Origin of the sequence: Longinema margulisiae (assembly GCF_025266855.1) — a bacterium.
Taxonomy (GTDB): domain Bacteria; phylum Spirochaetota; class Brevinematia; order Brevinematales; family Thermospiraceae; genus Thermospira.
Genome location: NZ_CP053071.1, coordinates 435,774 through 462,372 on the forward strand (window position 1 = coordinate 435,774; position 26,599 = coordinate 462,372).

The 26,599-nt window shown below is 46.0% G+C and carries 27 protein-coding genes; 8 read left to right on the forward strand and 19 right to left on the reverse strand.

The window, feature by feature from the left end; all coding sequences use genetic code 11:
• Nucleotides 1-58 precede the first annotated feature (58 nt).
• The 14 genes from BREVNS_RS01995 to BREVNS_RS02060 all read right to left on the reverse strand — a co-directional run bounded on the left by BREVNS_RS01995 (nt 59) and on the right by BREVNS_RS02060 (nt 15,488).
• Nucleotides 59-1,648: a tetratricopeptide repeat protein gene (locus BREVNS_RS01995; RefSeq protein ID WP_483427392.1), complete on the reverse strand. Its 1,590-nt coding sequence runs from the start codon at nt 1,646-1,648 to the stop codon at nt 59-61.
• Nucleotides 1,649-1,656: 8 nt separating this feature from the next.
• Nucleotides 1,657-2,607: a hypothetical protein gene (locus BREVNS_RS02000; protein WP_483427393.1), complete on the reverse strand. Its 951-nt coding sequence runs from the start codon at nt 2,605-2,607 to the stop codon at nt 1,657-1,659.
• Nucleotides 2,604-3,443, reverse strand: coding sequence for a SagB/ThcOx family dehydrogenase (locus BREVNS_RS02005; RefSeq protein WP_483427394.1), 840 nt, complete (start codon nt 3,441-3,443; stop codon nt 2,604-2,606). Before BREVNS_RS02005 ends, BREVNS_RS02000 begins: the two co-directional genes overlap by 4 nt.
• A 9-nt stretch (nt 3,444-3,452) precedes the next feature.
• Entirely contained in the window at nt 3,453-4,859 is a 1,407-nt protein-coding gene (locus tag BREVNS_RS02010) for a YcaO-like family protein (RefSeq protein WP_483427395.1), read from the reverse strand.
• Complete coding sequence (locus tag BREVNS_RS02015) at nt 4,849-5,850, reverse strand: TOMM precursor leader peptide-binding protein (protein ID WP_483427396.1); 1,002 nt, start codon at nt 5,848-5,850, stop codon at nt 4,849-4,851. The genes BREVNS_RS02010 and BREVNS_RS02015 overlap by 11 nt, the downstream gene beginning before the upstream one ends.
• A 10-nt stretch (nt 5,851-5,860) precedes the next feature.
• Nucleotides 5,861-6,586, reverse strand: coding sequence for an outer membrane lipoprotein-sorting protein (locus BREVNS_RS02020; RefSeq protein WP_483427397.1), 726 nt, complete (start codon nt 6,584-6,586; stop codon nt 5,861-5,863).
• A gap of 12 nt (nt 6,587-6,598) precedes the next feature.
• Nucleotides 6,599-7,840, reverse strand: coding sequence for an ABC transporter permease (locus tag BREVNS_RS02025; protein ID WP_483427398.1), 1,242 nt, complete (start codon nt 7,838-7,840; stop codon nt 6,599-6,601).
• Between the two features lies 1 nt (nt 7,841).
• The gene (locus tag BREVNS_RS02030; RefSeq protein WP_483427399.1) at nt 7,842-8,573 is read right to left on the reverse strand and encodes a tetratricopeptide repeat protein; all 732 of its coding nucleotides are present in this window, start codon (nt 8,571-8,573) and stop codon (nt 7,842-7,844) included.
• Nucleotide 8,574: 1 nt separating this feature from the next.
• Nucleotides 8,575-9,267, reverse strand: coding sequence for an ABC transporter ATP-binding protein (locus tag BREVNS_RS02035; RefSeq protein ID WP_483427400.1), 693 nt, complete (start codon nt 9,265-9,267; stop codon nt 8,575-8,577).
• Nucleotides 9,264-10,361: a hypothetical protein gene (locus tag BREVNS_RS02040; protein WP_483427401.1), complete on the reverse strand. Its 1,098-nt coding sequence runs from the start codon at nt 10,359-10,361 to the stop codon at nt 9,264-9,266. Before BREVNS_RS02040 ends, BREVNS_RS02035 begins: the two co-directional genes overlap by 4 nt.
• 32 nt (nt 10,362-10,393) lie before the next feature.
• Nucleotides 10,394-11,728 carry a hypothetical protein gene (locus BREVNS_RS02045; protein ID WP_483427402.1) on the reverse strand — a complete coding sequence of 445 codons (1,335 nt, stop codon included), beginning with the start codon at nt 11,726-11,728 and terminating at the stop codon, nt 10,394-10,396.
• Nucleotides 11,713-12,840 carry an ABC transporter permease gene (locus tag BREVNS_RS02050; RefSeq protein WP_483427403.1) on the reverse strand — a complete coding sequence of 376 codons (1,128 nt, stop codon included), beginning with the start codon at nt 12,838-12,840 and terminating at the stop codon, nt 11,713-11,715. Before BREVNS_RS02050 ends, BREVNS_RS02045 begins: the two co-directional genes overlap by 16 nt.
• On the reverse strand, nt 12,830-13,747 hold the full coding sequence (locus BREVNS_RS02055) for an ABC transporter ATP-binding protein (RefSeq protein WP_483427404.1): 918 nt from the start codon (nt 13,745-13,747) through the stop codon (nt 12,830-12,832). The genes BREVNS_RS02050 and BREVNS_RS02055 overlap by 11 nt, the downstream gene beginning before the upstream one ends.
• 394 nt (nt 13,748-14,141) lie before the next feature.
• A complete protein-coding gene (locus tag BREVNS_RS02060) occupies nt 14,142-15,488 on the reverse strand; it encodes a sodium:solute symporter family protein (protein ID WP_483427405.1) in 1,347 nt (448 codons plus the stop codon).
• 216 nt (nt 15,489-15,704) lie between these two features.
• Between BREVNS_RS02060 and BREVNS_RS02065 the strand changes: the two genes are divergently transcribed.
• From BREVNS_RS02065 to BREVNS_RS02085, 5 genes are read left to right on the forward strand one after another with little or no spacing between them, the layout of a single operon-like run.
• The gene (locus BREVNS_RS02065; protein ID WP_483427406.1) at nt 15,705-16,799 is read left to right on the forward strand and encodes a helix-turn-helix domain-containing protein; all 1,095 of its coding nucleotides are present in this window, start codon (nt 15,705-15,707) and stop codon (nt 16,797-16,799) included.
• Between the two features lie 13 nt (nt 16,800-16,812).
• Nucleotides 16,813-18,135: a 30S ribosomal protein S12 methylthiotransferase RimO gene (gene rimO / locus BREVNS_RS02070; protein WP_483427407.1), complete on the forward strand. Its 1,323-nt coding sequence runs from the start codon at nt 16,813-16,815 to the stop codon at nt 18,133-18,135.
• Entirely contained in the window at nt 18,132-18,761 is a 630-nt protein-coding gene (locus tag BREVNS_RS02075) for a CDP-alcohol phosphatidyltransferase family protein (protein WP_483427408.1), read from the forward strand. Before rimO ends, BREVNS_RS02075 begins: the two co-directional genes overlap by 4 nt.
• Nucleotides 18,758-19,255 carry a phosphatidylglycerophosphatase A family protein gene (locus BREVNS_RS02080; RefSeq protein ID WP_483427409.1) on the forward strand — a complete coding sequence of 166 codons (498 nt, stop codon included), beginning with the start codon at nt 18,758-18,760 and terminating at the stop codon, nt 19,253-19,255. Before BREVNS_RS02075 ends, BREVNS_RS02080 begins: the two co-directional genes overlap by 4 nt.
• 2 nt (nt 19,256-19,257) lie before the next feature.
• On the forward strand, nt 19,258-19,680 hold the full coding sequence (locus BREVNS_RS02085; protein WP_483427410.1) for a transcriptional repressor: 423 nt from the start codon (nt 19,258-19,260) through the stop codon (nt 19,678-19,680).
• Here the strand turns inward: BREVNS_RS02085 and BREVNS_RS02090 are convergent.
• From BREVNS_RS02090 to rpsP, 5 genes are all read right to left on the reverse strand, one after another.
• On the reverse strand, nt 19,577-20,239 hold the full coding sequence (locus BREVNS_RS02090) for a ribonuclease HII (RefSeq protein ID WP_483427411.1): 663 nt from the start codon (nt 20,237-20,239) through the stop codon (nt 19,577-19,579). The genes BREVNS_RS02085 and BREVNS_RS02090 overlap by 104 nt on opposite strands.
• A gap of 3 nt (nt 20,240-20,242) precedes the next feature.
• Nucleotides 20,243-20,617, reverse strand: a complete 375-nt coding sequence (gene rplS, locus BREVNS_RS02095) for a 50S ribosomal protein L19 (RefSeq protein ID WP_483428058.1) — start codon at nt 20,615-20,617, stop codon at nt 20,243-20,245.
• A 64-nt stretch (nt 20,618-20,681) separates the two neighbouring features.
• Nucleotides 20,682-21,482, reverse strand: a complete 801-nt coding sequence (trmD, locus tag BREVNS_RS02100; RefSeq protein WP_483427412.1) for a tRNA (guanosine(37)-N1)-methyltransferase TrmD — start codon at nt 21,480-21,482, stop codon at nt 20,682-20,684.
• Nucleotides 21,483-22,001 carry a ribosome maturation factor RimM gene (gene rimM / locus BREVNS_RS02105; protein WP_483427413.1) on the reverse strand — a complete coding sequence of 173 codons (519 nt, stop codon included), beginning with the start codon at nt 21,999-22,001 and terminating at the stop codon, nt 21,483-21,485.
• 3 nt (nt 22,002-22,004) lie between these two features.
• A complete protein-coding gene (rpsP, locus tag BREVNS_RS02110; protein WP_483427414.1) occupies nt 22,005-22,244 on the reverse strand; it encodes a 30S ribosomal protein S16 in 240 nt (79 codons plus the stop codon).
• 207 nt (nt 22,245-22,451) lie between these two features.
• Between rpsP and BREVNS_RS02115 the strand changes: the two genes are divergently transcribed.
• The 3 genes from BREVNS_RS02115 to BREVNS_RS02125 are packed head-to-tail and all read left to right on the forward strand — an operon-like array spanning nt 22,452 to nt 26,541.
• Entirely contained in the window at nt 22,452-24,662 is a 2,211-nt protein-coding gene (locus BREVNS_RS02115; RefSeq protein ID WP_483427415.1) for an ATP-dependent helicase, read from the forward strand.
• Nucleotides 24,659-25,897 (forward strand): lipopolysaccharide biosynthesis protein, encoded by a 1,239-nt coding sequence (locus tag BREVNS_RS02120; RefSeq protein WP_483427416.1) that lies wholly within the window; start codon nt 24,659-24,661, stop codon nt 25,895-25,897. The genes BREVNS_RS02115 and BREVNS_RS02120 overlap by 4 nt, the downstream gene beginning before the upstream one ends.
• Nucleotides 25,894-26,541 carry a hypothetical protein gene (locus BREVNS_RS02125; RefSeq protein ID WP_483427417.1) on the forward strand — a complete coding sequence of 216 codons (648 nt, stop codon included), beginning with the start codon at nt 25,894-25,896 and terminating at the stop codon, nt 26,539-26,541. Before BREVNS_RS02120 ends, BREVNS_RS02125 begins: the two co-directional genes overlap by 4 nt.
• Nucleotides 26,542-26,599 lie beyond the last annotated feature (58 nt).

Here is a 26,599-nt window from a genome sequence, read left to right on the forward strand (position 1 = left end):
AAACCCATGAGGGTCCTTCCGTCAGGGGAATAAAACTCGTCCTCCTTGTTTGAATCTTCTAACCGTTAAGCTTCTCCTTCTCAAGCCGTTCCATCATACGCGTAGCAAAAAGATGGGAAGGCTGCAAAGTAAGGACACGTTCCCACTTCTCCCGGGCTTCTTCTATTTTTTCCTCCATATAATCCACATACCCCGCCCATGCCAACGCCTCTACATGATTTGAATTCTTCTCCAGCACCTCTTGAAAACACTTTTTAGCCTTTTCCTTTCCTCCCCCAAAGAGAGCTGGAGTAAAAAGAAGAATCCTACCCAAGGTCACCTTCGCATCCTCATAGTCAGGATCTATCTCTATCGCCTTTTTCACCTCTTTCTGCATAAGAAGCGCAAGAGACATTCTCTTTTCCTCGGAAACGGTTTCTATTTGAATACCATACAAATCAGCTAACCGACAATGAAGTGAAGCATCCTCTGGCCAAAACTTCAGTGCCTCCTTTAACCATTCCTCTGTTTTTTGAAGATATTTTACCAACAAAGAGTATTGGGGATGCTCTTTTCCTTCACCAATAGTCACCCCTCGTAAATAATTCACTATTCCCCACCCTTCAGTACACAAAAAACGAAGAAGCGTTTTATCACGGTTTTTTTCCCACAGAAGAGCTGTCTCTTCTATTTTTTGCATTCTCTCAGGAGTGTACTCTTTCATCTCTTCCTGCTTCTCAAAAAGCCTTTGCCCTTTTCTTTCGCCTCTTAACCACAGATCTCTTGTTTCATACAGGGACGCAAAGACCTCCTTCACCTCTCTATCGCCATACCGACAGAGTTCATAGAAATCCAGAAACCGTTCAAGCCCCCTTTTTTCCACAAGAAGAGAAACCCACTTCCATGCTAATGTGTACCAGGGCAAAACTGTCCCTGAGAGAATAGCTTCCACCGTAAAAAATCGTGGAGCCACGAGAGATTCTTCAACAACATCATCCAGAACCCCTTCTTCCCCTTGTTCAAAACCCACCACATCAAAAGGCCACCCCTTATCTTCACCACCAAGCTTTTCCTGTACCCAGAGAGAAAGCCCCTCCGTCAAAAACACATTCATCGAGGGATACATCACATGAGCAAGTTCATGAACCACAATGCCCTTTTTCCAGAAGCTTCTGGCTATTTCCACCTTGGGAAGCAGGGTTCGCAAAACAAACCCTCCCTTCGAAAGGGGCGTAAGGTTTGCCGTCACCTCAGCCAAAACCACAGAAACAGCAGGCTTTCGTTTTACTAAGTGTTCCACTTCTTTCCACTCTTCTTCTATAAAGGCAAACTGAGAACGATAATTCTCCTCTGAAAAAGTATCCTCTTTGCTGAACCAGCCCACCACATGGGGAAAACGAAACACCATCAGTTTCCCCTCCAGAATATCTTCCGAACGATTTTCTATCTCCCGAACCGTGAGATCAAAGGTATTCCATCTTCTGGCCATAGCAAGCCTGTCAAAAGCCTTTTTTTTCTGCCGAAGAAGGAGAAAAAGGATCGACGAAAAAAGCACCACCCGTGGGGGAGCCTCCTCTTTCACAAGAGATTTCTCATAAAAGGAGAGCGCTTCGCGTATTTCCCCTCTCTGCCAGGCCTCATCCCCTTTTTGCCAGCTCGGTATTCTCATACTCCCTCCTAAAACACAAAAAACGCCCCAAAATCATCAAGGCTTATCCTTCCCTTGCCCTGAAGATCAACGCCAAAGATGACATACCTTTCTTCAGAGAGTGAAAATCCTAACGATTCAAAAGGGATATTTCCTACAACAAAATCTGGCATAGTAATCACATGTGCCCGTTTTTTCCATTCCCTTGCCAAAAGACCTATCATAGCTACCCTCTCTCCCAAAGAAAGCCTCTCTATGCCTACCCAGCGAAGAAAAAAACCCCTCTTCTTCTGCGATGCCTCGAGATAGGTGTACCACCAGCCACTCACCCATGCCAAGATTTCCCCCTCCTTTTCATACACCCACGTCTCTGCACACCCTTTTTCACCCAGTTCCCTTTCCCATCGATGCCACGAAAACTGTGGAACAAACCCACTTCTTGCCTCTATTTCCTTCTTGATCCACTCGACATCCTGTCTCTGAATACCCCTTACTCTTCCCTCCACCACCCCTTCCATTTTTGCTCCTTCTGGGAGAAAGAAAAGGAGTCTATATTCCCCTAAAGAGAAAAAAGAATACCCACTTCCCTTCAAAAAATAATTCCAGTAACCCTCTGTATATCGTTTATGAGCACACCCCACCACATACTCTATACCCTTTTTCCTCTGTTCCTCTAAGTAACGACAAAAGAACTCTTTTGATTGTCTCTCTTTATCCTTTCTTGTATCCCAGCTCACCCAGCAGGGATTGGCCACACCTATTTTTTCCTCCTTGCGAGTATATATTGTCTCTACAGAAACGCTTCCCCCAAGAATTCCCTTAAGAGAACACTTAAGAGAAATGACATCTTTTTTTTCGCAACGCTCCCTCCAGAGAAAGAGACGAAGCCCCCACAGGGGAACAATCCATTTTCCTGTGTAGCGTTTTCTCCAGAAAGACTTCACCCACCACGACCACAGAAGAGCCTTTAGCCATCTCATCCTACCACTACTCCATAAAGAAGCGTCTCCTGAAGCCCATCAATCCCTATCCATTTTTCTACCTCTCTGTCATACGCTCCCCCCAAGGCACATGCCCCAAATCCATACGCCGTAGCTAAAAGATAGAGATGTTCTGCCATATGCCCGGCATCAAGGTACAAAAATCGAAGACCCCTCTCCCGATATTTTCGTAGGGTGCGCAAGGGATAGGCTGTCAAAAAGAACATCACGCAAGCCTCTCTCACCATCTGTTGTTCTGTCCACAGAGAAACCAAAAACTCAGAGAAATCCCCCTTCTTGAGAAGCCCTATGGCATTTTTTCTCACCGCATAATGATAAAGCCCGGGCTCAAGACCCTCAACCCGGAAAACTACAGGATACACCTCTAACGGATACAAAGCCCCTGCCGAAGGACTGGCTCTCAAATACTGCACATCCCCCGTATCATAAGGCATTTCACCCGTTATCCCATAGGAAAAAACAAGAAGCCTTGCAAGCACATCAAAAGGCATACTCTGTTTTGAAAAAGTCCTCACACTCCGGCGGCGGATAATGGCCTCTTCAAGTGACATACCCTCACTGGACAAAAGATCCACTACAGAAGGAAGAGAAATATACTCCACATCAGGATATATCTTGAAGTGCTTTGTCATGGTGGCTACAAGAGAGGGATTTTGCCGAATCTGTCCTATGTGAACAAAATCCTTCTCGCTCTTTCGTTTTCCAAATTTGCTCTGCTCATGATACCACAGAGCCGTCCTATACTCCTCCCACTCACGGGGAGGATAGGAGAATTCTACCGCTCTCTCTAAAGGAGATGGTTTTTTCACTATCATCGCTTCCTCCTATGGGAAAGGATGTGGATAAGGATTGAGTTCCTCAAAGGAAAGTTCATGATCTACCAGGCCCATCTTTTTGGGGAAAGACAAAAGCCTTCGACCTCCCCAGAAACGATACCTGTGAGCCCCATTGAGACTCACCATGCCCGGTATCACCACACGACTCACATAACCCCCACCAAGGCGGATATCCTCTGGGGTAATATCCACCACCACCGGCTCAAAACCCTGTTCATGAAGAGACGAAACCGCTTCCCCAAAGGAAGCAAATCCCCCCTTCCTTTTCGCCTCAGCAAAAGAAATTCTTTTTCCTTTTTTCAAAAAGTCCACCGCTTCCTTAAACTCCGGATAACTATAAAGAAGGACCCCATCGGCAAAATCAAAAATCTCGTCATCCCAATTTCCTGTAAAGACCTTTTTGTTCTCCCTTGATTCATTTTGTTTTTTGAGATATATCGCAAATTTCCATGTTTGTACTACTTCAAGGAGCACCTTGTAGAGAGTTGTCTCTGCATCAAGTCCCGCTGCTGCTCCCATACACAACGCCGGCACTTCAGCCTTTTGCGCCTCTGTTTCACTCTCCTCAAAAAGACCCAGAAACACAAAAAAACCTGTATCCGTGGGCAACTGAAACACCCGAATCTTCTTCCTCAGAAAACCAAGTTTCTCATCTAAAAAACGACAAATCTTTTGATCATCCACAGAAGCAAGATCCACTTCATCCGGTGATATTCTTGTCCACCAGACAATACTAAAAGCATCTCTCTCCACAACCTCACAGAGTCCTGTTTTCCACGCCGCTAAAGGATCAAAATGGAAAGCCAAGCCGGTTGATGTGGTATGATTGATACGAGCCTCTTTCCCGTACTCGTACATATAGGGCATATAAACAAAAGCCGCAGGAACCCATACCTCTTCCCCTGAAAAGAGAGAGTTTCCCTTCACCCAGCGCACGGGAGAATTTCTCTCAAAAGGCTCATAAGCAAAACTCTTTTGTGCATATTGAAAAGAAGCAAAGAGTTCAAAACGACCCGGATCAAGGGCACGTTCGCCCCGAGACACAAGTTCCTCATAGGACGCAAGAACCAGACGAGAAATCGGCACTACCGAGGACGCATATCTTTCAAGGGCCTCCCCACAAGCAGAAAGAAACGCCTGCTCCGAGGTTTCTCCTATTCCCCCAACCTGGGGATCAAAGGGCATGCCTAAATTATAAGCCATCCTGTGAAGCCTTGCACTGGAAAAGAAAAGCTGTGGTTCCTCCGGCCCAACCTCAGCCACATAATAATAATTGATAATACCCGTGAGAGGAGAAAAAAAGGGCTCCATTCTTTTCACCCAGAGTTCATTGTCCCATTTGGCATGAAGCGGAAGAGGGGTCCATCCCTCAGAGAGACGAATCTCATACCCCATGACCATCCTCCACCCAGACCCTTTGCGGCGGAATACGATCCACATACCCACAAGCCGAACAATACGGAGATTTCAGAACCGGGTGAAATTGGAGACGATAGTTCACTGCATCGAGAAGAAAAACTCCTTTCAATGTTTCTGGATAAAGATACCTCGAAAGAAACTTGATCACCTCTATCACAGCTACAGAAACTATCCACTGACGAAAAGGAACAAAACCCGTCGAAGAAGACTTTAGCCCCACCTGCTGCTTCATCAGTTCATACCCCCCATCATACTCCTTGTTTGCCTGTTTTCTCTCAAGATAACACTGAAAACAAGCTGTCTCATCTGAAACCACCAGTGGCCCTAAAATACCCCCTGTCCAGTCCTCCTGAACATAGAGAGCAGGAAGTCCAATATCTAACATTATCTTATTTACTACTAAAAAAAAGCCAAGTGAGTGTTCTCCTCCACACACCACGATTATATCCTGTTTTCCTACCCTTTGTTGTAGCCACTCCCGAAGAGAATCTCTGTCATTCTGCGCCTCTGAAACCTCTTCAAAAAAGACTTTTTCCATCCCACAGGACAAAAGATTCTCCCTTATGGCTTCACCCATTCTCTTTTCTCCGATGATCATCACAGAAGAGGCCACAAGTCGCTTATAATAGTTTCCTGCCTTTTTTTCTTCAAGATATGGAGTAAAAAGATGAAAGAAATGCCGTAGGCCTTCTGGAATTTGCTTCTCCTGCTCTTCATACTCTTCAATGACTCCTAAACGAACGAGTTGTGAAAGAGCGTCCTCTAAGTCTTTTCTCTCCACACGAGAAGTAAACCTTTGCAAAATATCTTCGAGAGAACGGGGCTCTTCAAGATAGCCTAAAAGATCCTTTATCACCACTTCCACCACTTCTCCACGCAAAAGAAACCAGTTCCCCATATGATCAACAAAAAGACTCCGGGGACTTTCCTCTAACACGAAGGCATACGGTCTTTTCTTATACCACATATTTTTCCTCTCATTTATAGGTATAAGGCAAATAATCAAGAGCCTCGGGATAAAAAATTTCATCAGAAAGGGCTTTCTCCCTCAGATCAACCACCTCTAAAATCGTCCTTTTGTTGGTCTGCAGCGCATCGTGAATCTCCACCTTCACGGCAAAGAGATACCCCTTTACCTGCTGGTGAGCAAGATAACGGGCCTGTTTGAGAAGAACCCCCGTTCTTGTATAAAAATCCTCACGGACAATTCGCTGGCCATTTCTATCCCACCACAAAAGAATTCTCTGATAAGGGGCTGTAGAAACCTTCGCCGTGAGTTCAAAGATATCCTCCGCGGCTGTATTACTGACCCTTTTCACTTCATACGTAGAGAGAAGGGGGGGCTTCACAATATCGCCAATAGACGCTTCCCCAAAAAGCCTTTGTTTGGCTGATATTTTGACACTTTGACGTGTCTTCGGAAAATACATCCAGTATTGATCTTTTCTCTGCAAGAAAGCCTTGCCCCTATCTGTGGCTGGTGTCAAATAACGGGCTATAGAAAGTTCCATTCCAAGAACATACAATTCCAGTGTAGCCTCTCCCGTCTTCGTGTTTCCTTCATAGGAACTCATCACCATCTTGGCCACATAACTCTCCGCCCCTCTCTGAGAATGCTCAATTTTGATCAACAGATCTGTGAGATTATCAGCCGCTAGAGCCATTCCCCAGCAGAAAAAAAGCAGGACTACCCCGTATCTCATATCTTCCTCCCTCTATACATGTCGAAGGGCTTCCACAATACGGAACTGAAGTGCCTTTCTCGCCGGAATCATACTGGCCACCAACGCCCCAAGGATATTAAAAACAACCGTCCATAAGACTATTCCCCAACTTGCCATCAGCGTCAAAGGATAAGACTCTGACTGACCTGGATAAGGTGGGAGGGGAATAGCTAACCTGTTGAGCAGCATCATCACCAAAAATCCCATTCCCACCCCTACCATGGTAGAAATCACCCCGATGAGCGTTCCCTCAGCCACAAACATCCCGAATACCATCCGGGGAGACGTTCCCATCGCCCGGAGTGTTCCCACCTCAGAGACTCTCTCCATCACCGCCATATACATCGTATTCACAATAGTGAACCCAATCACCACAAGAAAAATAATGGTCACAATAGTAAACATAGTCTTGAGCATCCTCATAGTGGGAAGATACATATCATCCAGTTCATACCAGAGTTTCACCTCATAGTTCATCCCCGATTTCACAAACCTTTCATTCAACTCCCTTGCATACCTCTCCACTTCCCCACGAGAAAATCTTTCCTCCAGAAGAACCACAAGAGAATGAACCTTTGTGGTGTACACCAATTGCTGAAATGTGGCTACATGTCCAAGTACCAACCGGGAATCCATGGCCGTCACTCCCGTCGAGATAAGATCCCCCACCTTCACATACACTGCCTCAAGCGATCCCCCCTCAGAAAGGGACATGAGGGTGATCATATCTCCAACAGAAAGCCCAAGTTGTTTCGCAAGAATCTTGCCCACAATAATCACCTCCGGTTCAAGCAGTACAGAGAGATTCCCTCCCCGATAACCCACCATCTGCAAAAGATCGATTTCCTTCTCTGGATCCACCCCATACCCCACAAAGATTGTCGAACGTTCTCTGTTCCCGATAATTCCCGAAACCGCAATACGGGGCGAAACAATCCGTACCCCTCCTTTCTCCTGCAAAAGAGAAAGAATCTTTTTCTGATCCTCAGGTGTCAGAGCTAACGCCAGCGATTCTTCTTCCCCATCCCTATATCCCCTGCAAAACACCTGAAAATGCCCTTTCTGTGCGATCACAGAATTCCCGAGAAAATAGTAAACAGCCTCGATATACCCCCCAAAAAGGAAAAGGGAAACCACTCCCATCACTAACACGGCAGCCGAAAGAAGACTCCTTCGCTTATTTCGAAGGACATTGCGAAAAGCTAAAAGAAAAATTTTCCCTATTTTTTTCATCTTATTCTCCCATTTTCTTCAGAAGAGCCTTGGCCCTCTCAGAAAAAGACGTTCCTGTTTCTACCATTCCCAGAAACTGCTTTGCCTTGCCCATCTCCTTTTGATAATAGGCTACCAGACCCTTCGCATAAAAACAGAGAGATTTCACCTCTTTCGCATAAGCCCCATACAATGAAAAATCTTTTTCCATTGCCTTCAAAAGCATATCGGCATCTTCAGGAATACTTTTGAAAATATTTGGGAAATACTCTGGTGGAAGATTGATATACGAACGAAGCCTGTTTTCACGAATATTCAAGTGAGAAGGTGCCATGATAACCGCCTTATCCATATAGAAAACACCTTTACGTCCATTTCGCATTCTGTCAGAAGCTCCTCCCCACTGACAGGAAAAGAGATAGGCACTTCCGAGCATAGAAAGAATCATTGGTTCTGCCGGAGCCAACTTCTGCGCCTTTTCCAGAGAAGTGATGGCCTCACGTGTAAGACGCCTATAGTCTTTTTTCGACACCTTGAGCGTATTGACAAGACCATACGCATGATAAAGATAAAACACCCCAACCGTATAATACCCTAAAGCCGTCGTATTCGTTTTTGCATACTCTTTTATCTCCTTTTCACTTTGAAAAAAACCTGCTATCTTTTCAGGGACAAGAAGTGCCTCATACGAAGAATCATCAGCATAGAGTATCTCAAAAAAACATAAAACAAATACAAGATAAGTTTTCCACATATTATACCTCCCTTCTTTCATCACGCACTATCCGACCATCTTCTAAGTGAACCACCCGATTTACCACATCAAGAATACGACTATCATGTGTGGAAAAAATCACCGTTACACCCCGACTTTTGTTACACTCCCTCAGGAGTTCAATAATCTGATGGGCCGTGGAAGAATCAAGATTCGCTGTCGGCTCATCGGCCAAAATAAGCCCCGGACGACGAACCAAAGCACGGGCTACCGCTACCCGCTGCTTTTGTCCACCAGAAAGCTGGTTCGGATAGCGAGAAGCATAGTTTTCAAGCCCAACCTCCCGGAGAAGCTCCATAACCACCTCCCGCCTTCTCTTCTCATCAGGCCACTGATCACCTATCCAAAGCGGATATTCCACATTCTCATAGACTGTCAAAACAGGAATAAGGTTATAGTTTTGAAAAATAAACCCTAACCTATCACGACGAAAAATCCGAAGCCTCTCTTCCGTCATCTGTCTCACATCCTCTCCATCATACAAAATGATTCCATCATCCACACTATCAATAGCCCCCATGAGATTGAGAAGCGTTGTCTTTCCACTTCCAGATGGTCCAGCAATAGCCATAAATTCTCCACTCTTTACCTCGAGTGAAACCCCTCGAAGAGCCGGAACACTCACACCGTCAAGATGATAGGCCTTGTTTACCTCCTGCAACACCAACCTCATAGTCCCTCTCTTGCAAAGAGCCAGACAAATCCTGCCACTATCTGTCCCCCTCCTACCGCATTCTCAAACGGATGGTTATATTCTATGGCAAGAGCCTGGCGATTATTCCATTGAAAACGTACTCCAACACCAGCTCCACCCTTGATATACCAGTTTCCCTCAAGCGCCTGATACCATACCCCATCTGTCCCCAGTTCAATCCTCATCCAGGGCAGTACCTGCCACCCACAGGTCAATTGGGTTATACCGCCCAATTTTCCCTTTACCTCCTCTTCGTGATATCCCCTTACCTCACGAACTATCGATTCATCATACACATTGGCACTCACTCCAAAATTCACGGGAGTATTTTCTCTCCAGAAAATTCCTCCTCCTATCTTCACAAAAGAAACCAAAAAAGACAACGGAATCTTGAGAAGCCCTCTTAGACTTACACCCTGATCAAAAGAAGGTAAGACCTCACCCTCATTATACCCCCATCGATATTCCTTCTCTCTCATCTGAAGATCATACGAAAACCAGATTCCTCCCTTTATACAATCATCATACCTATATTCTATACTCATGGTCATATCGTGTGTCCAATGTGCATCTGGAAGGGAAATCTCCGTCTTTTCTCCTTTGCTGTACCATCTATAGACTGGCACATAAGATACCCTCCAGGTCCACCCTTCTCCAAAGGTATATCGAAAAGAGGGCCCTACAGCAAGGGCAGTTCCCCAGAAACTATCATCGGAAGTCTCTCCATCTCCATCCTTGTCGGAAAAATTCCCATCAAACCCAAAAAGCCCCCAGGAAACAAGTCCAATTGCCCCATCATAGGTAAAAAGCCCATTGTACATAGTCTCCATCCGTAGATATGGGCCAGCCCAAAGAAAAAAACTTTCCACCGGCAAACTCCCCCACGAAGGAACCATCATCCAGGTACAAAACCGAAACTGCTCAAAAACCCCTACCACATTTGTCCAATCAACTGGATAAGTCCGAAGCCTATACCACAGCCCTGCCACTCCCCAATCCTCACCAAGCGATGGGCCAACAAAAGCGTAGCCAAGATCAAACATTATCCAGAAAAGAGCTATCATTTTCTTCATCTATCTTCTCCTCTCAGTTTTCTCATATTATTTTATAAAGCACTCGTTAACTCAATTGTAATTTTTTTCCCTTCCGGCAGCGCCCCAAAGAAAGTCTCCTCTTTTCCACTCCCTATCGTTGCCATTATCCTCACCTCCCAGAGAGAGAGACTTTTCCATGTGAAAGTTCCACTCCACTGCCAAGAATACGTCGCCATCTCCACAAGAAGCCCCTGATCTATGGTCCAGTGATCCCCACAAACCTTAGTAAAACCAAACGAAACAAGCCATGGGCTATAGGTATCTAAAGAGAGATTGCCTGCCGCTAAGAGAAGATAGGTTTCTGGAATATCACCTGCCGCCTGATAAAGAGAATTCCCCTCCCTCTCCTTCGCATATCGCACTCCCTGCCAGTAAGTAGAGCGTTCTTCCTCTCCCCAACTTCGCTGCCGGTAGTACACCTCAGCCCTTCCCGTTATATCCCAAGGAAGTTCCACACGCACACCCACAAGTCCCTCAAAAAACATTCGATAAAAAGAGGCTTCTTTCTCTTCAAATCGATACTCAGCAGGAGTAATATTTGTTATCTCATTTGCCATTCCATAGATATTGGTAACTTCCTTCCCATCAAAAAAAGGAACCACAAGGGTTTTCCCATTCTTGTATGCCGCTTCGCCATATAACGTCCATCTATCCCACGAAAAAGCAGAAGAAAGCGCATACTTTGAGACCCATTTTCCACCTTCAGCTGGCACCTCCCAGAGAGAAAGCCCCTTCATCACCCATCCCCCCACAAGCAGGGAAAAAGCCCCTCCAAACATCCAGTTGGTTGTCCCATTTTGAAAACAATCATACCACTGGTTTGTGGCTTTTTCATCAAAACGTGAAGGAACCCCATAGAGGAAGACTCGAAACCCACCCCATTTGCCTTCTAAACGCCCATGATATAGACCCTCACCATATCGCTTATATGCCTCATAGTCAGCCCAGAGAAGTACAGGCTTAAAGAAAAAACCTTCACTCATATCCCATTTCTTTTTACCTACTATCATAAGATATCGAAAGTAATAAAACCCCTCCGCAAAAAGTTCTTCAGGAAAAAGCCGAAAATCTCTCTTGCCCTCCTTCCATTCATGTTCATAAAGCGTATCCTTGTCTGTTTGCCAACGAAAGCGCCACTTAGTCTCCAGCTTCAATCCAGGACTTCCCATACTTGTTGATAAAACAATCCCTTCTTCAAGGCGAAAGGGGGCAATATACAACCCATCAGAAGAAAAAAAAGGAGAAGAAGGACTCTTTTCCCCTAGGGTAATCACCGCCTCATAAGACATGCCTCCATACACAAGACAAGGCAAGAGACATGCGATACCGATTATTCCTTTGCCCATCGAAACCCCCGAATAACCCACGGAAGAACGACCACGACATACACCAAAAGTATGAGGATACCCCTTCCCAGTACCATCACATCTCCTCCCTCCCCAAAGAAAAACCGAAGTCCCTCAAGAAAGTGTGTAATCGGAAAGATATAAGCCAACCATTGCAGAGCTTTTGGCATCTGTTCTAAGGGAAAATAGAGTCCCCCCAAAAACATCATAGGATAAGCCACTAAATTCAAAAGATTCACTCCCCCCTGATAGCTTTTTGCCAGACCTCCCACAAAAAGTGCCACGGCAACCATGGCAAAAAAACCAAATGCCACATACAGAATCATACCTATCCAATACCATAAAGAGGCTGGCAAAACCACTCGATACAGCAAAACCCCTACCGCACAAAGCAAAAATATTTGTGCTATTACTACCACAAATTGAGAAAAACCCTCAGCTATAACATACACCGAGCGAGGCACTGGGAGAAGTTCCAATTGCTTGAGAATCCCATACTCTCTATACACCAGCATCTTCGTAGCAACAGAAAAGAAACTCACCGAAATCACCACAAGGGCGACAAGTCCCGGCAAAAGAAAATCCACATATGATCCTTCTACTCTTCCACTTACCTCAGTAGTTACATAGGTAATCTTGCCCTCTACTCCTTTTCTGCGAATTACTTCCTCATAAAGAAAAGAGTCAAGAATAGAAAACGCTATTGCGTTCATCTCTTTCTGACGAGCATTATAGTAAACCTCAAAAAAGGGTGATGTATCATGAGATACATCACGAGAAAAATCCTCTGGAATCACAAATCCCATCGTTACCTGATTGTTTCCCACCCGTTTCTTTACTTCTTCCTCAGAATCTACTTCTTCTACCACAAAAATCCCACTTCTTGTCAGTATCTCAATCATCTTTTGAGAAATCTCATTCCGATCTTGATTATACACACTCACACGAAAAACAGGTTTTTCATACCGAGAAAATACACTCCCAAAAATCACAAGAAGAAGAAGAGGAAATACCACTACCCAAAATATAGCAAGTGGTTCACGAAAAAAGAGTCGTATCTGAAGAAAAAACCAGTTTTTAAAAGACCTGATAGTATTTTTTTTACTTCCCATGAACTCCCCCTGCTGCTATTCCCACTACCACATCCTCAAGAGAACCAGAATCAAACTCAAGGTCATACACACGTATATTTCCTTCTTTCAAAAGCCCCCCCAACTCTTGAAGAAACACTTCCCGGGATGGTATCTGAAATACCCCTTCCGTCTCATGCTGTTTTTTGACAGCCATCACACAGGCAAGAGAACTCACTCTCTCAAGCATCTGTTCATGTTCTACCACAACACGGACAAAAAGTGTACTTCCATACTGCTTCACTATATCAGATGGACTTCCCATTGCCACAAGCTTTCCCTCAACAAGCACCCCCACTCTATCGCAGAGGACTTCCACCTCTTCCATATAATGAGAGGTAAGAAAAAGTGTCAACCCCAATTCCTGCCTCAATTTTCGCAACAAGTCCCAAAAGACCCGCCGTGAATGTGGATCCAAACCCGTCGTGGGCTCATCAAGAAAAATTAACTTAGGTCTTCCTGCTAAGGCTATAGCCAATCGAAGCCGTTGTTTCTGCCCTCCACTGAGATGTTCATAAAACATTCGCCTCTCTTCCGAAAGCCCAACCATCTTCACCAGTTCATCTACAGAAAAACTCTTCTCATAGGAAGCACACACAAGGGCAAGAAGTTCCCCTACCCTGAGACGAGAAAAGGGCACCTGCTCCTGAATCTGTGCCCCAAAAAAGCCCTTCACTTCCTTCTTTCGGGAAGATATCCCAAAGAGAAAAGCCTCCCCCTCATCGGGAACACGAAGCCCCTCAATACATTCAATAAGTGTCGTCTTTCCTGCTCCATTTGGTCCAACAAGACCAAAAAATTCCCCTTCTTTTATCTGAAGACTAATAGAAAAAACCCCTCTACCCGAGGGATAACGACGTGTGAGACCCTTTACCTCAATGGCATCCATGCCACACTCCCATCACATACCAAAAGCCCCAGGATGGAAACACCACCCACAACCAAAAAACTACTTAATCGGCGAACTCCATGAGCATGAACAGCAGCATGAACAGCAGCAGCTACCACTGGCAGGAGCCAGTGTTGTCGTTGTTGTTGAGAGAGATACTACCTCCATCTTCATATCCCTCACCTCCTTTTCTTTTTTTACCTTAACCCAACACCTTTTACCTTTTTTCTTAATCACACTCCACCCCGGGGCATTTTCTTTTTTCGGCTTTATTGTATCACGTTTTTTTCTTTCTGTCAAGTAGTCAAAAAAATTTTTTTCAACAAAATAGGCCTATTCATAGTGAATAGGCCTATTCTTTCTTTCCCTAGCAGGGCAAAAAAGTACCATCCCCTCATGTCCCCCTTCTGGCGTTCTTTTCTCCCATCATCGCCCCCACAAGTGAGAACACACTTGCCCCCAATACTCCATACACAGCCAAGATCCTATCCGGTTTCAACCACGAGAAAAGACCTGTAAGAGATAAAATCCCTCCCAAAGTTCCTATTCCCATAGCCACCCACAACCATTCCCGTCGGATTTTTCTCCTCTCCATAAAAAGAAGGGCTACCGTTGTTGCCGGGACCACCGCAGGGACATAGAGGCTGTACACATTGAGAAGCATCTGCAAAAGAGGGGTATTCAGAAGCGCCAACACAATAGCAAAAATCCCAATACCCACTATTGCTACCTGTATTCCCATGACACTCTTCTTTCTAAAAACATCTTGGTTCCATATCGTGGCTGAAGAGAGAAGGGTCGTATCCGCGGAAGAAACAAGGGCTGAAAGAATCCCAAAGGCCACAACCACCTGGCCAGCCATACCTGCTTTCTCCCCCACTAAACGGAGAAGTGCGACACCCTCTCCTGGAGCTATCCGAAAAGCCATAATCCCTACCCAGGCAATCCCAAGGGCAAGTGGCACGAGCCCCACCGCTGCCCATGCCACAGCCCGCTGGGCTGTTTTCCCATCACGCGCACAAAACGCACGAGAAAACATATCCGGACCAACAAAATAGGCTCCTCCTGTCAACACAAGATAGATGAGAAAATCCTTCCAGCCAAATGTCTCATTCAAAAACATAAAAGGCACCTCATAGGATCGTTTGTCTCCAAGACCAAGTACAAGCGGAAATCCTATAGCGACAAGGATAAGTAAAAACTGCCACCTATCTGTCGCCATTACCGACATCTGCCCACCAACAAGCGTATAGAGTATCATGACCACAGCACTCACCACAATGAGAATCCTGCTATCCACGTCTGGCCAGAACATTCCCATCACATCACCCATGGCTTTGAACTGTGCCGCTACAATGCCAATCCACGAAAGGGCTATCACCAGAGCCACAAATCGTGCAGCAGCTTTTCCCACAAGGTTTTCCACCAATTGGGGAAGGGTATTCACCCCCCTTTCTCTCACCCGCAAAGTCAACAACCAGGCCTGAAGCCCAAGCCCAATCGCCCCCACACCAAGCCACCAGAAAATCGGCCAGCCAATCTTTCCAGCACTATTGGTCATACCCACGAAAGCAGTAGCTCCAATGGCAGTGGCCAGAAGAGAAAACCATACAAGATTTCCCGACTGGCTTCGTCCTGCTACCACATAGTCCTCATAACTATGGATGTATTTCCGTTTTCTCCAGGCAAGCCACAGAAAAACCGCCCAGTAAAGAACAAACACAACCTTTACCCAAACCATATTCCTGCCTCCGAAAAGTAAACTACAAAATTATAAGGTTAACAGAAAGAAAAGTCAAGCCCCTGTCTTTTGAAAAACTTCCATACTCTTTCTTTCCCGGCTAAACTCTCATCCTGAAGGGCGAAAAAGCCCTCTGATTTTCTTGCATTTTTTTTTCACTTGCTCTACAATTAAAAAAGAGGGTTTTCTATTCAAAAATCCCTATAAGGAGTATCCATGGCCGAGAAGAAGACCGTGGGGGATATGCTCAGTGAGGCCAGACGAGAAAAGGGGCTCTCTCTGGACGAAATTGCCCGTGAAACCAATATCTCTCGGGCGTACTTAGAAGCATTTGAGAAAAACGATTTTTCCGTTTTTCCAGCCGAAGCCTATGTCATAGGTTTTCTCAAGACCTATGCTGAGATACTCGATCTCGACGCAACAGTCCTCATCAGTGCCTACAAACATCAGGTACAGCTTGACCAGGAAGTCCCCCTTGAGGAACTGGTGGGCAAGCGTCTTCCCTGGTATACCCAGATTTCTCCCGCTCTCTGGCGCCAGATTCTCATGATTGTGGTGGGTTTTCTTCTTTTCTTAGGCCTTGTGCTCATTTTTCTCCAAATTGCAAGTTCCTCTCCTGCAAACCAGCCCACCGGAAAAAAAAACCTCTCCCATTTCTCGGAAGCTAACCTTTCTCTCCTGAGTACTCAAAAATTCAAAATAGGACAGGATTTTTTTATCACCAATGCCAAAAACAAAATCATCCACGTTATCTTTGAAAAGCAAAACCTCGACAAATCCCTCCTTGTTCAGATCAACGGTCGAAAATACAATCTCAAGCAGCAGGAGGTTTTTGCTTTAGATACCGATGGGGACTCTCAGAATGACTTTGTCCTTGAGATTCTGTCCGCAAAACCCCAGGCTATTAGAGTAAGCGCTTCTCTTTTGCAGGCAGATCAAACATTGGCTTTCAAGAGTATTTTAGGCATTAATTCGCAGTTTGTTGAAGGCCAGATCGCTCAGGAAAACCTCCTCTATACAGCCAATGAGATGACAGATATCCCTATCAAACTTCAGGGAATAGATAGCGGCTTCTGTCAGGTTGTCGTTGATAATGGTGAACCCGAGGTTATTCAGATTGAGCGCGGAATAATAAAAGAACTCAAGTTCAAGCAATACCTTATCCTCTCCCTCGGAAATGCTGCTGCGGTGAAGCTTCTGATCAACAATCGAGAAGAGAACGGCGGTGGCTGGGGAGAAGTGAACAAAAGTATCATCTACTGGAAAAAAGAGCGAAATCGCTACAATCTTGTCCGCACCTTCCTGCGGTAGGAGGAAAAGCTCTTTGAAGAAAGTCTTTCTCGATGCCTTAGGATGCCCAAAAGCCCTCGTTGATGCCGAAAGAATGGCCTACTTTTTAGTAAGCCATGAATATACTTTTGTTTCAAACCCCGAGGAAGCGGATATCATCATTGTCAATACCTGTGGTTTTATTGACAAAGCCAAAGAAGAATCCATCGAAACTATCCTTTCTTACGCCCATCTCAAAAAACACCATCCCTCTCTCAAGATAGTGGCCACAGGATGCCTCACAGAACGCTACAAAGAACAACTCCTCTCCCTTCTTCCTGAGATAGATCATGCTACCGGTGTCAAGGACCCTTTCCTTGTTCTCAAGGCAATCGAAAGTGCTGGCTATGTGGATAGCCCCACCTATACAGATACCCGGTGGAAAAAAGAACGTTCTCTGTTATTTTCAGGCCTTGCCTATGCCTACCTCAAAATCTCAGAGGGATGCAACCGCCGCTGTGGATTTTGTGTGATCCCATCCATACGTGGCCCCCAGAGAAGCCGTCCTCTCGAAGACATTGTGGAAGAAGCCCGTTTTCTTCGTGAACAGGGGATAGAAGAACTCATTCTCATCGCCGAAGATAGCACAAGCTACGGAGTGGATCTGTACGGCAAGCCTTCTCTGACGCTTCTTCTGCCTCAGCTGGCAAACATAGGCTTTTCCTGGATTCGTCTCATGTACCTCTATCCAGAACCAGAGGTACTCTCCATCGTCAAGACCATGAAAGAATACCCCTCTCTTGTTCCCTATATCGATATCCCTCTCCAGCATGCGAGTAGCCGAATTCTGACCAGCATGCGAAGAGGCGGAAACCCACAGAAGCTTCTCTCCTATATCGAAAAGATCCGAAACATTTATCCTGAGATAGCCTTAAGGTCTGCCTTTATTGTCGGTTATCCCGGGGAAACTGATGAGGATATAGAAATATTAGCTCGGTTTCTTCAGGATGCCCAGATGGAGAGAGTGGGTTTTTTTGCCTATTCTGACGAAGAGGGAAGTTTTTCATCTACTCTTCCTTCAAAAGTCTCAAAAAAGACTATCAAAGAGAGGATATCCTACCTTGCCACTCTCCAGAAAAGTATCTCTGAAAAGCGTCTTTCCCGTCTTGTGGGAAGAACCATCACCTGTATCGATGATGGACAAGAAAAACTCTTGCGTGGGAAACCCTACCGACTCCTTCGTACCCCCTACGATGCCCCTGAGATAGATGGCGTCGTGTATGTTCCATGGAAAGATTCCTTTGAAGGAAAGATTTTTCACCAGGTCCGTATAGAGGCCGTCCACAAATCCTATGACCTCAAGGGGGTTATGGTATGACACAGAAAGAACTCTTTACCATTCCCAATCTTCTCACCTACCTTCGTATTTTGCTCATCCCTTTTATTGTGGCTTTGATTTTTTTCAACACGTGGGAAAGCCTCACGATAGCCTTTGTGCTTTATGGACTTTCTGCTCTAACTGACACCTTTGATGGTATTATTGCGCGAAAACTCAACCAGTCCACTGAATGGGGGGCCTACCTTGATCCCCTGGCCGATAAATTCCTTGTATGGGCGGTGTATGGGGTTTTTTGTTTTCTTCCTTTTCTCCATATTCCCTGGTACGTGGTCTTGCCTATTTTTCTCAGGGATCTCTTTGTCACCTGGCTTCGGGGATATGCCAAAAAACATGGGCTCTCTTTCAAGACCTCTTTCATAGCCAAGGCAAAAACCACCTTTCAGATGGTGGGTATCACCCTGATCATGGCCTTTATGTGGATACTCAAGACCTTTGCTCGCTGGGTATACAAAGCCCCCCTTGAATACCACGAAGTGATTGGCCGTCTTCGTCTGCCCGAATGGATTCAGTACCTTCCTCTTCTCTTGACAATCCTCATTGCTCTCTTTACCCTTTATACAGGTTGGGACTATTACAAAAAAATGTCTTCAGGAGGCAAAAAATGAGCAAAATGAAAAACCTTTCTCATGGTATTATTGATTTTTTGGTAACGGGTTTCTATACGGGATATTTTCCATTCATGCCGGGAACCTTTGGAAGCCTGGTTGGGGTCTTCCTTTTCATTGTGCTTGCTCCCCTCGGTTTCTGGTTCTATGGTATCTGGCTTCTTCTCTTGCTTTTAGCTATTCCCATTACCACTTATGCGGAAAAACACCTCTATCAGGCCAAAGATCCTGGCGTTATTGTAATCGATGAAATACTTGGCATGATGGCCACCCTCTTCACCTTTCCCTTTCACGGGGACCTTGAGAGCTGGCGGTATGTGATTATGGGGTTTCTTCTTTTCAGACTCTTTGACATCACGAAACCCACCCCTATCGCTTCTCTGCAAAAGATTCATGGGGGCTTTGGCGTGATGATCGATGACCTTTTTGCCGCTCTGTACGCCAATATTCTTTTGCAGATTGTGCGGTTTGCCCCCTCGGTACTTCCTCTCTAAATATGCGAAAACGATTTTCTACTCTGAGAAAGGAGATTATCCACCTCCTTGAAAAGGAGAGTGCTTATCCCCTCTGTGTTCAGGACATTCACGACCATTTCCCCGATGTTCACAAAACCTCTATCTATCGGGCTCTTGAGTACCTCCAGAAAGAAGGCCTGGTAGAAAGCTTTGTTCTCCCCTGTTCGAAAAGTGGCACTCAAACCTACTTCCTTTCAACTCACCATCATAGTCACTTTTTTCATTGTGAAGCCTGCCATCGCTTTTTCCCTCTTCAGAAATGCCCCCTCCCTGAAGAGGTCTTCCAAAAACCTTATCTTGTTAGTCAACATGTTTTCTATCTGGTTGGCATCTGCCCGGATTGTCTTGCCCATAACAATCAAAACTCAGTCGGTGATAAGGAGAAAGGCCATACTGAACAATAGCCTCTCGATGTTTTTTCGTAGGGTATCCTCTATTCTCATTCCAGCCATAATAGGGATACTCCTCATGAAGTTTGTCCATGATCCTGTCTCTTTCTACTTTGGCAATAATAGAGGCCGCCGCAATGAAAAATGAGCGTTGATCCCCTTTCACAATGGAGAAAACAGGACATTCAAGGGAAAGAGGCATAGCATCTACCAGAACAGCCTCATAGTGATGCCCTGCCTTTTGAAGGGCCTGAACCATAGCTACCTGCGTCGCCCTGTAGATATTGAGCCGATCGATCTCTCTGTTGTCAACTATCCCCACTCCGATAGCTAACGCACCTTCAGAGATTTTCTCAAAAAGCACAAAGCGCTGACGGGGTGTCAGCGCTTTGGAATCATACACATCAGGAAGGTGTGGCAGATGGCCTACATCAAAAATCACAGCAGCCGCTACCACAGGGCCAGCCAGTGGTCCACGACCAGCCTCATCTATACCAGCAATATAACGATACCCTTTCGCCTGCAGATCTCTCTCATGAACGAAAAGATCCACATCACGAGGGCAGCGTCCCATAGGTTATACCTTCTCCTCGAGAACAGCCGAACGACCAAATCGACCACGAAGATAGGTAAGTTTAGCCCGACGAACACGCCCACGGCGTACCACTTCCACCTTGGCAATATAAGGAGAATGGAAGGGGAAAACCCTCTCTATGGCCACGCCATAACTCACACGACGAACGGTGAAACTCCGTCTGGGCCCAGCATTCTGGAACATCATCACCACCCCTTCATAGGGCTGAATACGTTCCTTGTCTCCTTCTTTGATCTTGACATGGACTCGCACCGTATCCCCTACATTGAACACAGGGAACTTATCAGTATTGTTTTGCTCTGCAAGAAGGGCTTTCTCTACCTCATCAAGACGGTTCTTCTTGGGAAGAGCAGCCAACTTGGCGGCTATAGCCTCTTCTCTTGCCTTCCTCGCTTCAGCACGCTTCTGCTTCAATTCGAGTTTATTCGCTTTCGTGTTCTCTGCCATCTTTCCACTCCTTTACCGTTTTTTGTATCACATTCAAAAACTTTCGCATCATTTCGTTTCTCTTGCGAAGTCGCCGTAGCGTTCCCGCTTCTGGCAATGGCGGCATATACTCAGCAAAGAGGTCCGGACGCCTTCGGTAGGTCTTGGCCACCGCATTCTCATAACGCCACGCGGAAACCCTCTGATGGTTGCCACTCTTCAGCACCTCTGGAATACCTATGCCTTCAAACTCCGCTGGCTCGGTATAATGGTCGTACTCCAAAAGGCCCGATTCAAAACTCTCTCCCTCAACAGCCTCGGTTTCCAGTACCTCTCCTACGAACCGTGTCACCGCCTCAATCACACAGAGGGCGGGGAGTTCTCCTCCCATCAGGACAAAATCCCCAATGGAAATTTCTCTATCCACATACCGGTGGACAAAACGAGTATCCACTCCCTCATACCTTGCTGAGACCAACACTAACTGGGGAACACGAGCCAACTCCCTCGCTATCCCGGCTGTGAACCTCTCCCCCTGAGGAGAAAGAAGCACCACCTGTCCTTCTGGACCTTTGATGCGTCTCACCGCCTCAGAAAGAGGTTCTGGTCGAAACAGCATCCCCTTTCCATGCCCTACAATAGGGGCATCTACTCGCCCACCCTTCAGGGGCGAAAACTCCCGAAGCTGATGGACACAAACAGAGATTCTTTTTTCCTCTATGGCCCGCCGAAGGATTCCCTTCTGGAGGTATGGCTCCACCACCTCGGGAAATATGGTCACTACATCAAAACGCATCTACAAAAGTTCGGAAAGATGCTCTGCCTCAATCTGTTTTGCGGCTACATCCACCCGCACAAAATAGCGCGGCTCGTACGGCACAGCAAGGCTCTTTCCGCCTGTCATTTTTATCACAAAAAGCGTCTTCTGCCCTACTTCAAAGAAGTTTTCCACCACACCAAAAACACTTCCCTGGTACCTCACCTCACAACCAAGGATGTCTTTGATATAGTACTCTCCCTCCGGCAAGGGAGGAAAATCCTCTTCTCGGACATAGATGGCCTTCCCAACTAAGGACTCCACCGCTGTCCTATCATCCATACCTGTCACCTTGGCAACGTAGGCCTTCTGGTACTCCCGGATTTCCACAAAAGAAACCTCTCTATACCCACCGGGGACCTTTCGGTCTTCGATAAAAAAGCGCTCAAAAGCACCAAGGTCGTTTATCTCATCCACATACCACTGGACCTTGATATGCCCTTTGAGTCCATACGGTTTGGTGAAACGTCCTATCAAAACCAGTGGTGTATATGCCACCTGTTATGCCCTCTTGGCCTTCTTGGCGAGATTTTTTACCACATCGGTGGGAATAGCCCCTTTGCGAATCCACTCTTCATACCGGGCGAGATCAAGAGAGGTCTTTCCCTCCTCTGTGGGATGATAATATCCAAGACTTTCAATATATGCCCCGTCTCTTGGTGCACGACTGTCCACAACCACGATACGATAATAGGGCTGTTTAGCCTTTCCCATGCGTGTCAAACGAATATGAACTGCCAAAGGTAGCCTCCTCGCAATTTTGTCTATGTATTATAAGGGAAATCAAAAAGGATGTCAAGAAAAAGAGAGGGAACTCGCTCTAGATATTGGAGGTTCATTACAGTTGATAAATAAGAAAACAAATCCCCCCTATACTCTCCACCCCAAAACTTGAAAAAATCCCCCTTTTTCTCCACAATATGAGTATCTTTTTTACACGAGGAAAGTATGGACCCTATTCTTCAACCACTTAACGACAAGCAAAGAGAAGCGGTAACAGCAACCGATGGACCGTATCTCATCTTGGCCGGACCCGGCTCCGGAAAAACCCGGGTTATCACCCATCGCTTTGCCTATCTTCTCAAAACAAAACATATTGAACCCAAGAGTATTTTAGCGGTTACCTTTACCAACAAGGCCGCCAATGAGATGAAAGAGCGAATAGAAAAGCTCACTCACCTCAGCGGTTCCGGCCTCTGGATACGAACATTCCACTCCATGGGATACCGTATTCTCAGGGAATACGCTCACCTTCTTGGATACGAAAAGCAATGGGAAGCCATCGACGACGATGACGCTCTCAAAATTATCCGCAAAATACTCAAAGAGATTCCCAACTACTCAGAGTTTTCCAAACTTCACAAACCAGAAACCCTCCTTTCCCTCATTTCCAAAGCCAAAGAAGAACTCAAACCCATAAGCGAAGTAGCCGGCAAGCGTGTCCGTTCTTATGAAGAAAAAGATTTTTTAGAGGATATATACGACCGTTATGAAGCCAAGCTAAAAGAAACCCAACTCATGGACTATAGCGATCTGTTAGTCAACACCTATCTCATTCTCAGAGACTTCCCTGAAGTGCTTGCGTATTATCAAAATCTCTGGCAATATATCATGGTGGATGAATTCCAGGACACCAATCGCTTGCAGTATGATATTGTCTCTCTTCTTGCCCAAAAGCACAAAAATATCCTGATCGTGGGAGACGACGACCAGTCCATCTACGGCTGGCGGGGAGCACGTGTCACCAACATGCGCCTCTTTGAAGAACAATTCCACGCCACAATCATCAAACTGGAACAGAACTACCGTTCTACAGGGACAATCATCAAGGCGGCCAACAGCATTGCCCAGGCCATAGACGACCGAATGGGCAAGACCCTCTGGACTGAAAATGAAGATGGTCCTCCTATCGTGATTATGTATGGAGCGGAGGAACGCTCCCTCTATGAAGAGGTGGTAGAAAAGATCAAAAGTCTCAAACGTTCCGGGTATGCCTACCGGGATATGGCCATCTTCTACCGGATCAATGCCCAGTCTGGAACCATTGAAGACCTTCTTATCAAGCATGAGATCCCCTACCACATCGTGGGAAGCCTTCGCTTCTTTGAAAGAAAGGAAGTGAAGGATGTGCTTGCCTATTTAGCCTTTTTGGCCAATCCTCTCAATGTCCTTGCCTTTGAAAGACTCATCGATGTCCCCTCGCGGGGAATAGGTGAAGCCACGGTAGAGAAACTTCTTGCCTACGCTCAGGAAAACCGTTGTGACCTTTTGAGTGCTATGAAGCAAGCTTCTCTCATCCCGGGAATAGGAGCAAAAGCCAAGATCCTTCAGGAGCTTGCCTCCGGGCTTTCCGAACTCAGAGAACAGATTGATGTGGTACTCCCTTCAACATTTCTTCGTATCCTGCTTAACCTCATTCCCCTTGAAGAGTACTGGAAAAAACAGGACGAAACAGAACGCTGGGAAAATATCCAGGCTCTTGTTGATGCGGCAAGAGTGTTTGAAGACGCCAACCCAGGAAGTACGGTTGTGGATTTTCTCAACTACGCCATTCTCAATAGTACTGAAGAAAACATCAAAGACACCGATCACGTCACCCTGATGACCATTCACAATGCCAAGGGTCTTGAGTTTCGAGTGGTTTTTGTACTTGGAGTGGTTGACGGGCTCATTCCCCTCAGTCGAAGCGCTGAAACCCCCTGGGGAGAAAACGAAGAAAAACGCCTCTTTTACGTGGCTGTCACCCGGGCCAAAGAAAGGCTTTTCCTCTGTGTCCCATCAAAAAGATATGCCTTTGGCGAAACTGTTGGCGTGGTAGCCTCTCCCTATCTCGAGTATATTCCAAAGGAATGTGTGAAAGAAGAAAAACCAACCTCATCGTACAGCCGTATGACCCAAAACAACGCGTCCGCAGGATGGGAGAAAAGAAATTTTTCTTCCTCTACTGAGAGGACATCTTCGTCTGTAAAAAAAACACCTTCTTCTGCCGGCAAACCAGCCACCTTTGAGGATCTTAAGCCAGGGGTGAAAATACGCCACCGACTCCTTGGAGAAGGAGAGGTGGTTAAAATTATAGGAAACCGGGTCATGATCCGCTTTGAAAGTGGTGCCGTTCAGCTTTTAGATGGAAACTTTCTCTCCAGTGTGGAAGTGTTATGAAAACGCTCAGCAGAAAAGAGATTGTTGGATATACGGGACTGATGACCATGGCCACCTTCCTCACGGGGGGGATGAATTTTGTCTTCAATATGGTAGTGGGAAGACTCATTGGACCTGCCGAGTATGGAATTCTCAGTCCCCTCATGGGCTCGCTCTTTTCCATCCTCTCTGTTCCTGTGATGGGTCTCCAGCTCTTTATGAACCAATCATTAGGGGAAATGTTTTCCCATCATCCACAAGGACTTCGGTCTTTTATCCGGTTTCTTTTCATCAATCTCATGAAACTGTTGGTCAGCATAGAGATGCTTCTCTGGCTTTCCCTGCCTCTTTGGCAAAGGTGGCTTCATCTTCCTGACCAGACCCTTCTGGTTCTTCTTTTTCTCACCGTATTTGCCAACTATATCCAGATTTTTCTCTACACGCTTCTCCAGTTTCACCATGAGTTTGGAGTTCTTTTCTGGATGACATTGATAGCCACGCTTCTCAAACTTGTCCTTGGCATAGGGTTGGGATGGTGGTTACGTACAGCCTTTGGGGTGATGTTTGCCTATCTGGTTCCCCTTCTTCTCTCTTCGGGGGTATTTGCCCTCTCTCTCTGGCCGTGGTACCGAAGTCTCGCAGGTGAGCGTTTCAGACCACCAGACCACTTCTGGCGTATGTTAGTGGTGAGTATGCTCTCCGGTGGGGCTTATGTGGTGCTGTCTTCGTTTGATATTTTGCTGGTTCGATCTTTTTTTCAGGACCAGAAGGTGGTGGGTTCCTACGCGATGGCTGGCCTCATTGCCCGGGCCTCATTTTTTGTGGCGTCGGCCTTTACGACGGTTTTTTTGCCGGTCATGGCCAAACAAAAAGAAAAATCCCAAAGCCTCACCTTCTGGGGACTTGTTATTTTGTTTGGTATCTTAGTGGGATATACTGGCATGGTCTGGATTTTCCGGCTTTTTATTTCCCATACCCTGTTAGGGGGGAGTTATCCAGGACTTGAGCGTTCTCTCGTCCTCTATACCTTTTGTTTTATTCCCTATGCCCTTATTTCCTTTCTTGTGAGTTTTTATACGGTCCGCAAAAGCCTTTTTTACAGTCTGAGTATCCTTGCTGGGGTTATTCTGCAAGGTATTCTCTTCTCTTTCTGGCATGAGAGTATCTCCCAGGCTCTTGCTATTGTGGGTGGAGTGGGCTATGGTCTTTTTGGACTCTTCGTAGGAGAAATACTCTTGAGAGGACAAGAAAAATGAAGCGTCTATGGAAAATTGGAGGGATATTTCTTCTCTCTGGACTTTACGGTCTTTCCCTTGGAGGGGAAGGGTGCCTCTTTTTTCCTGAGGGTGGACTCCCTTCTTTAGAGTTTTCTCTCTCCCAGGAGGTACGACTCCCCCATGGTTTTTTTGTAGAGGGGGGTGGTATCTACTATCGGCTCTTTGGCATTGGAGTAGAAGGGGGAAATACCGTCTGGGGAATGTTTTCTGGAGATATGATAGGAATCACCACTTCTGCTGGATGGCAATACCAGAAAGGAAAATGGCAAAGCTCTTTTTCCCTCCATGGTGGATGGGGATATCTTTTTGCCTTAGAACTCCGGGAACAGGTGGCAAGAGAGTACATCCGTACTCTCGAAGGCGGTGAACCTCTCGTGGTCTCTACAAGCACAAAAGATGGACATCTCTTGGGATGGGGGGTCTCTACCGATGTCCGCTATCAATGGAAACGAGTAAGCCTTGGTATTCTAGCTGGATGGATGGATTTTGAAAAAGACAAAACAATCACGCTCCACTGGTCTGAATTTCTTTCCGGAGCCTTAGAGCCAAAAGAAAAAACATGGGAAACACGCCTTGTCCTTCGCGGTATGCGGATAGGCCTTTCTCTTCGTATTCTGTTATGAAGCGTATCTCAAAATCCACCGCTAAGGATCTTCGCTCTTACCCTGTTTCAGCTCACGA

Bases quoted from the DNA above. Each gene is read 5' to 3' on its own strand.
- BREVNS_RS01995 (WP_483427392.1), bottom strand. From the start codon at position 1,648: ATGAGAATACCGAGCTGGCAAAAAGGGGATGAGGCCTGGCAGAGAGGG.
- BREVNS_RS02000 (WP_483427393.1), bottom strand. From the start codon at position 2,607: ATGAGATGGCTAAAGGCTCTTCTGTGGTCGTGGTGGGTGAAGTCTTTC.
- BREVNS_RS02005 (WP_483427394.1), bottom strand. From the start codon at position 3,443: ATGATAGTGAAAAAACCATCTCCTTTAGAGAGAGCGGTAGAATTCTCC.
- BREVNS_RS02010 (WP_483427395.1), bottom strand. From the start codon at position 4,859: ATGGGGTATGAGATTCGTCTCTCTGAGGGATGGACCCCTCTTCCGCTT.
- BREVNS_RS02015 (WP_483427396.1), bottom strand. From the start codon at position 5,850: ATGTGGTATAAGAAAAGACCGTATGCCTTCGTGTTAGAGGAAAGTCCC.
- BREVNS_RS02020 (WP_483427397.1), bottom strand. From the start codon at position 6,586: ATGAGATACGGGGTAGTCCTGCTTTTTTTCTGCTGGGGAATGGCTCTA.
- BREVNS_RS02025 (WP_483427398.1), bottom strand. From the start codon at position 7,840: ATGAAAAAAATAGGGAAAATTTTTCTTTTAGCTTTTCGCAATGTCCTT.
- BREVNS_RS02030 (WP_483427399.1), bottom strand. From the start codon at position 8,573: ATGTGGAAAACTTATCTTGTATTTGTTTTATGTTTTTTTGAGATACTC.
- BREVNS_RS02035 (WP_483427400.1), bottom strand. From the start codon at position 9,267: ATGAGGTTGGTGTTGCAGGAGGTAAACAAGGCCTATCATCTTGACGGT.
- BREVNS_RS02040 (WP_483427401.1), bottom strand. From the start codon at position 10,361: ATGAAGAAAATGATAGCTCTTTTCTGGATAATGTTTGATCTTGGCTAC.
- BREVNS_RS02045 (WP_483427402.1), bottom strand. From the start codon at position 11,728: ATGGGCAAAGGAATAATCGGTATCGCATGTCTCTTGCCTTGTCTTGTG.
- BREVNS_RS02050 (WP_483427403.1), bottom strand. From the start codon at position 12,840: ATGGGAAGTAAAAAAAATACTATCAGGTCTTTTAAAAACTGGTTTTTT.
- BREVNS_RS02055 (WP_483427404.1), bottom strand. From the start codon at position 13,747: ATGGATGCCATTGAGGTAAAGGGTCTCACACGTCGTTATCCCTCGGGT.
- BREVNS_RS02060 (WP_483427405.1), bottom strand. From the start codon at position 15,488: ATGGTTTGGGTAAAGGTTGTGTTTGTTCTTTACTGGGCGGTTTTTCTG.
- BREVNS_RS02065 (WP_483427406.1), top strand. From the start codon at position 15,705: ATGGCCGAGAAGAAGACCGTGGGGGATATGCTCAGTGAGGCCAGACGA.
- BREVNS_RS02075 (WP_483427408.1), top strand. From the start codon at position 18,132: ATGACACAGAAAGAACTCTTTACCATTCCCAATCTTCTCACCTACCTT.
- BREVNS_RS02080 (WP_483427409.1), top strand. From the start codon at position 18,758: ATGAGCAAAATGAAAAACCTTTCTCATGGTATTATTGATTTTTTGGTA.
- BREVNS_RS02085 (WP_483427410.1), top strand. From the start codon at position 19,258: ATGCGAAAACGATTTTCTACTCTGAGAAAGGAGATTATCCACCTCCTT.
- BREVNS_RS02090 (WP_483427411.1), bottom strand. From the start codon at position 20,239: ATGGGACGCTGCCCTCGTGATGTGGATCTTTTCGTTCATGAGAGAGAT.
- trmD (WP_483427412.1), bottom strand. From the start codon at position 21,482: ATGCGTTTTGATGTAGTGACCATATTTCCCGAGGTGGTGGAGCCATAC.
- BREVNS_RS02115 (WP_483427415.1), top strand. From the start codon at position 22,452: ATGGACCCTATTCTTCAACCACTTAACGACAAGCAAAGAGAAGCGGTA.
- BREVNS_RS02120 (WP_483427416.1), top strand. From the start codon at position 24,659: ATGAAAACGCTCAGCAGAAAAGAGATTGTTGGATATACGGGACTGATG.
- BREVNS_RS02125 (WP_483427417.1), top strand. From the start codon at position 25,894: ATGAAGCGTCTATGGAAAATTGGAGGGATATTTCTTCTCTCTGGACTT.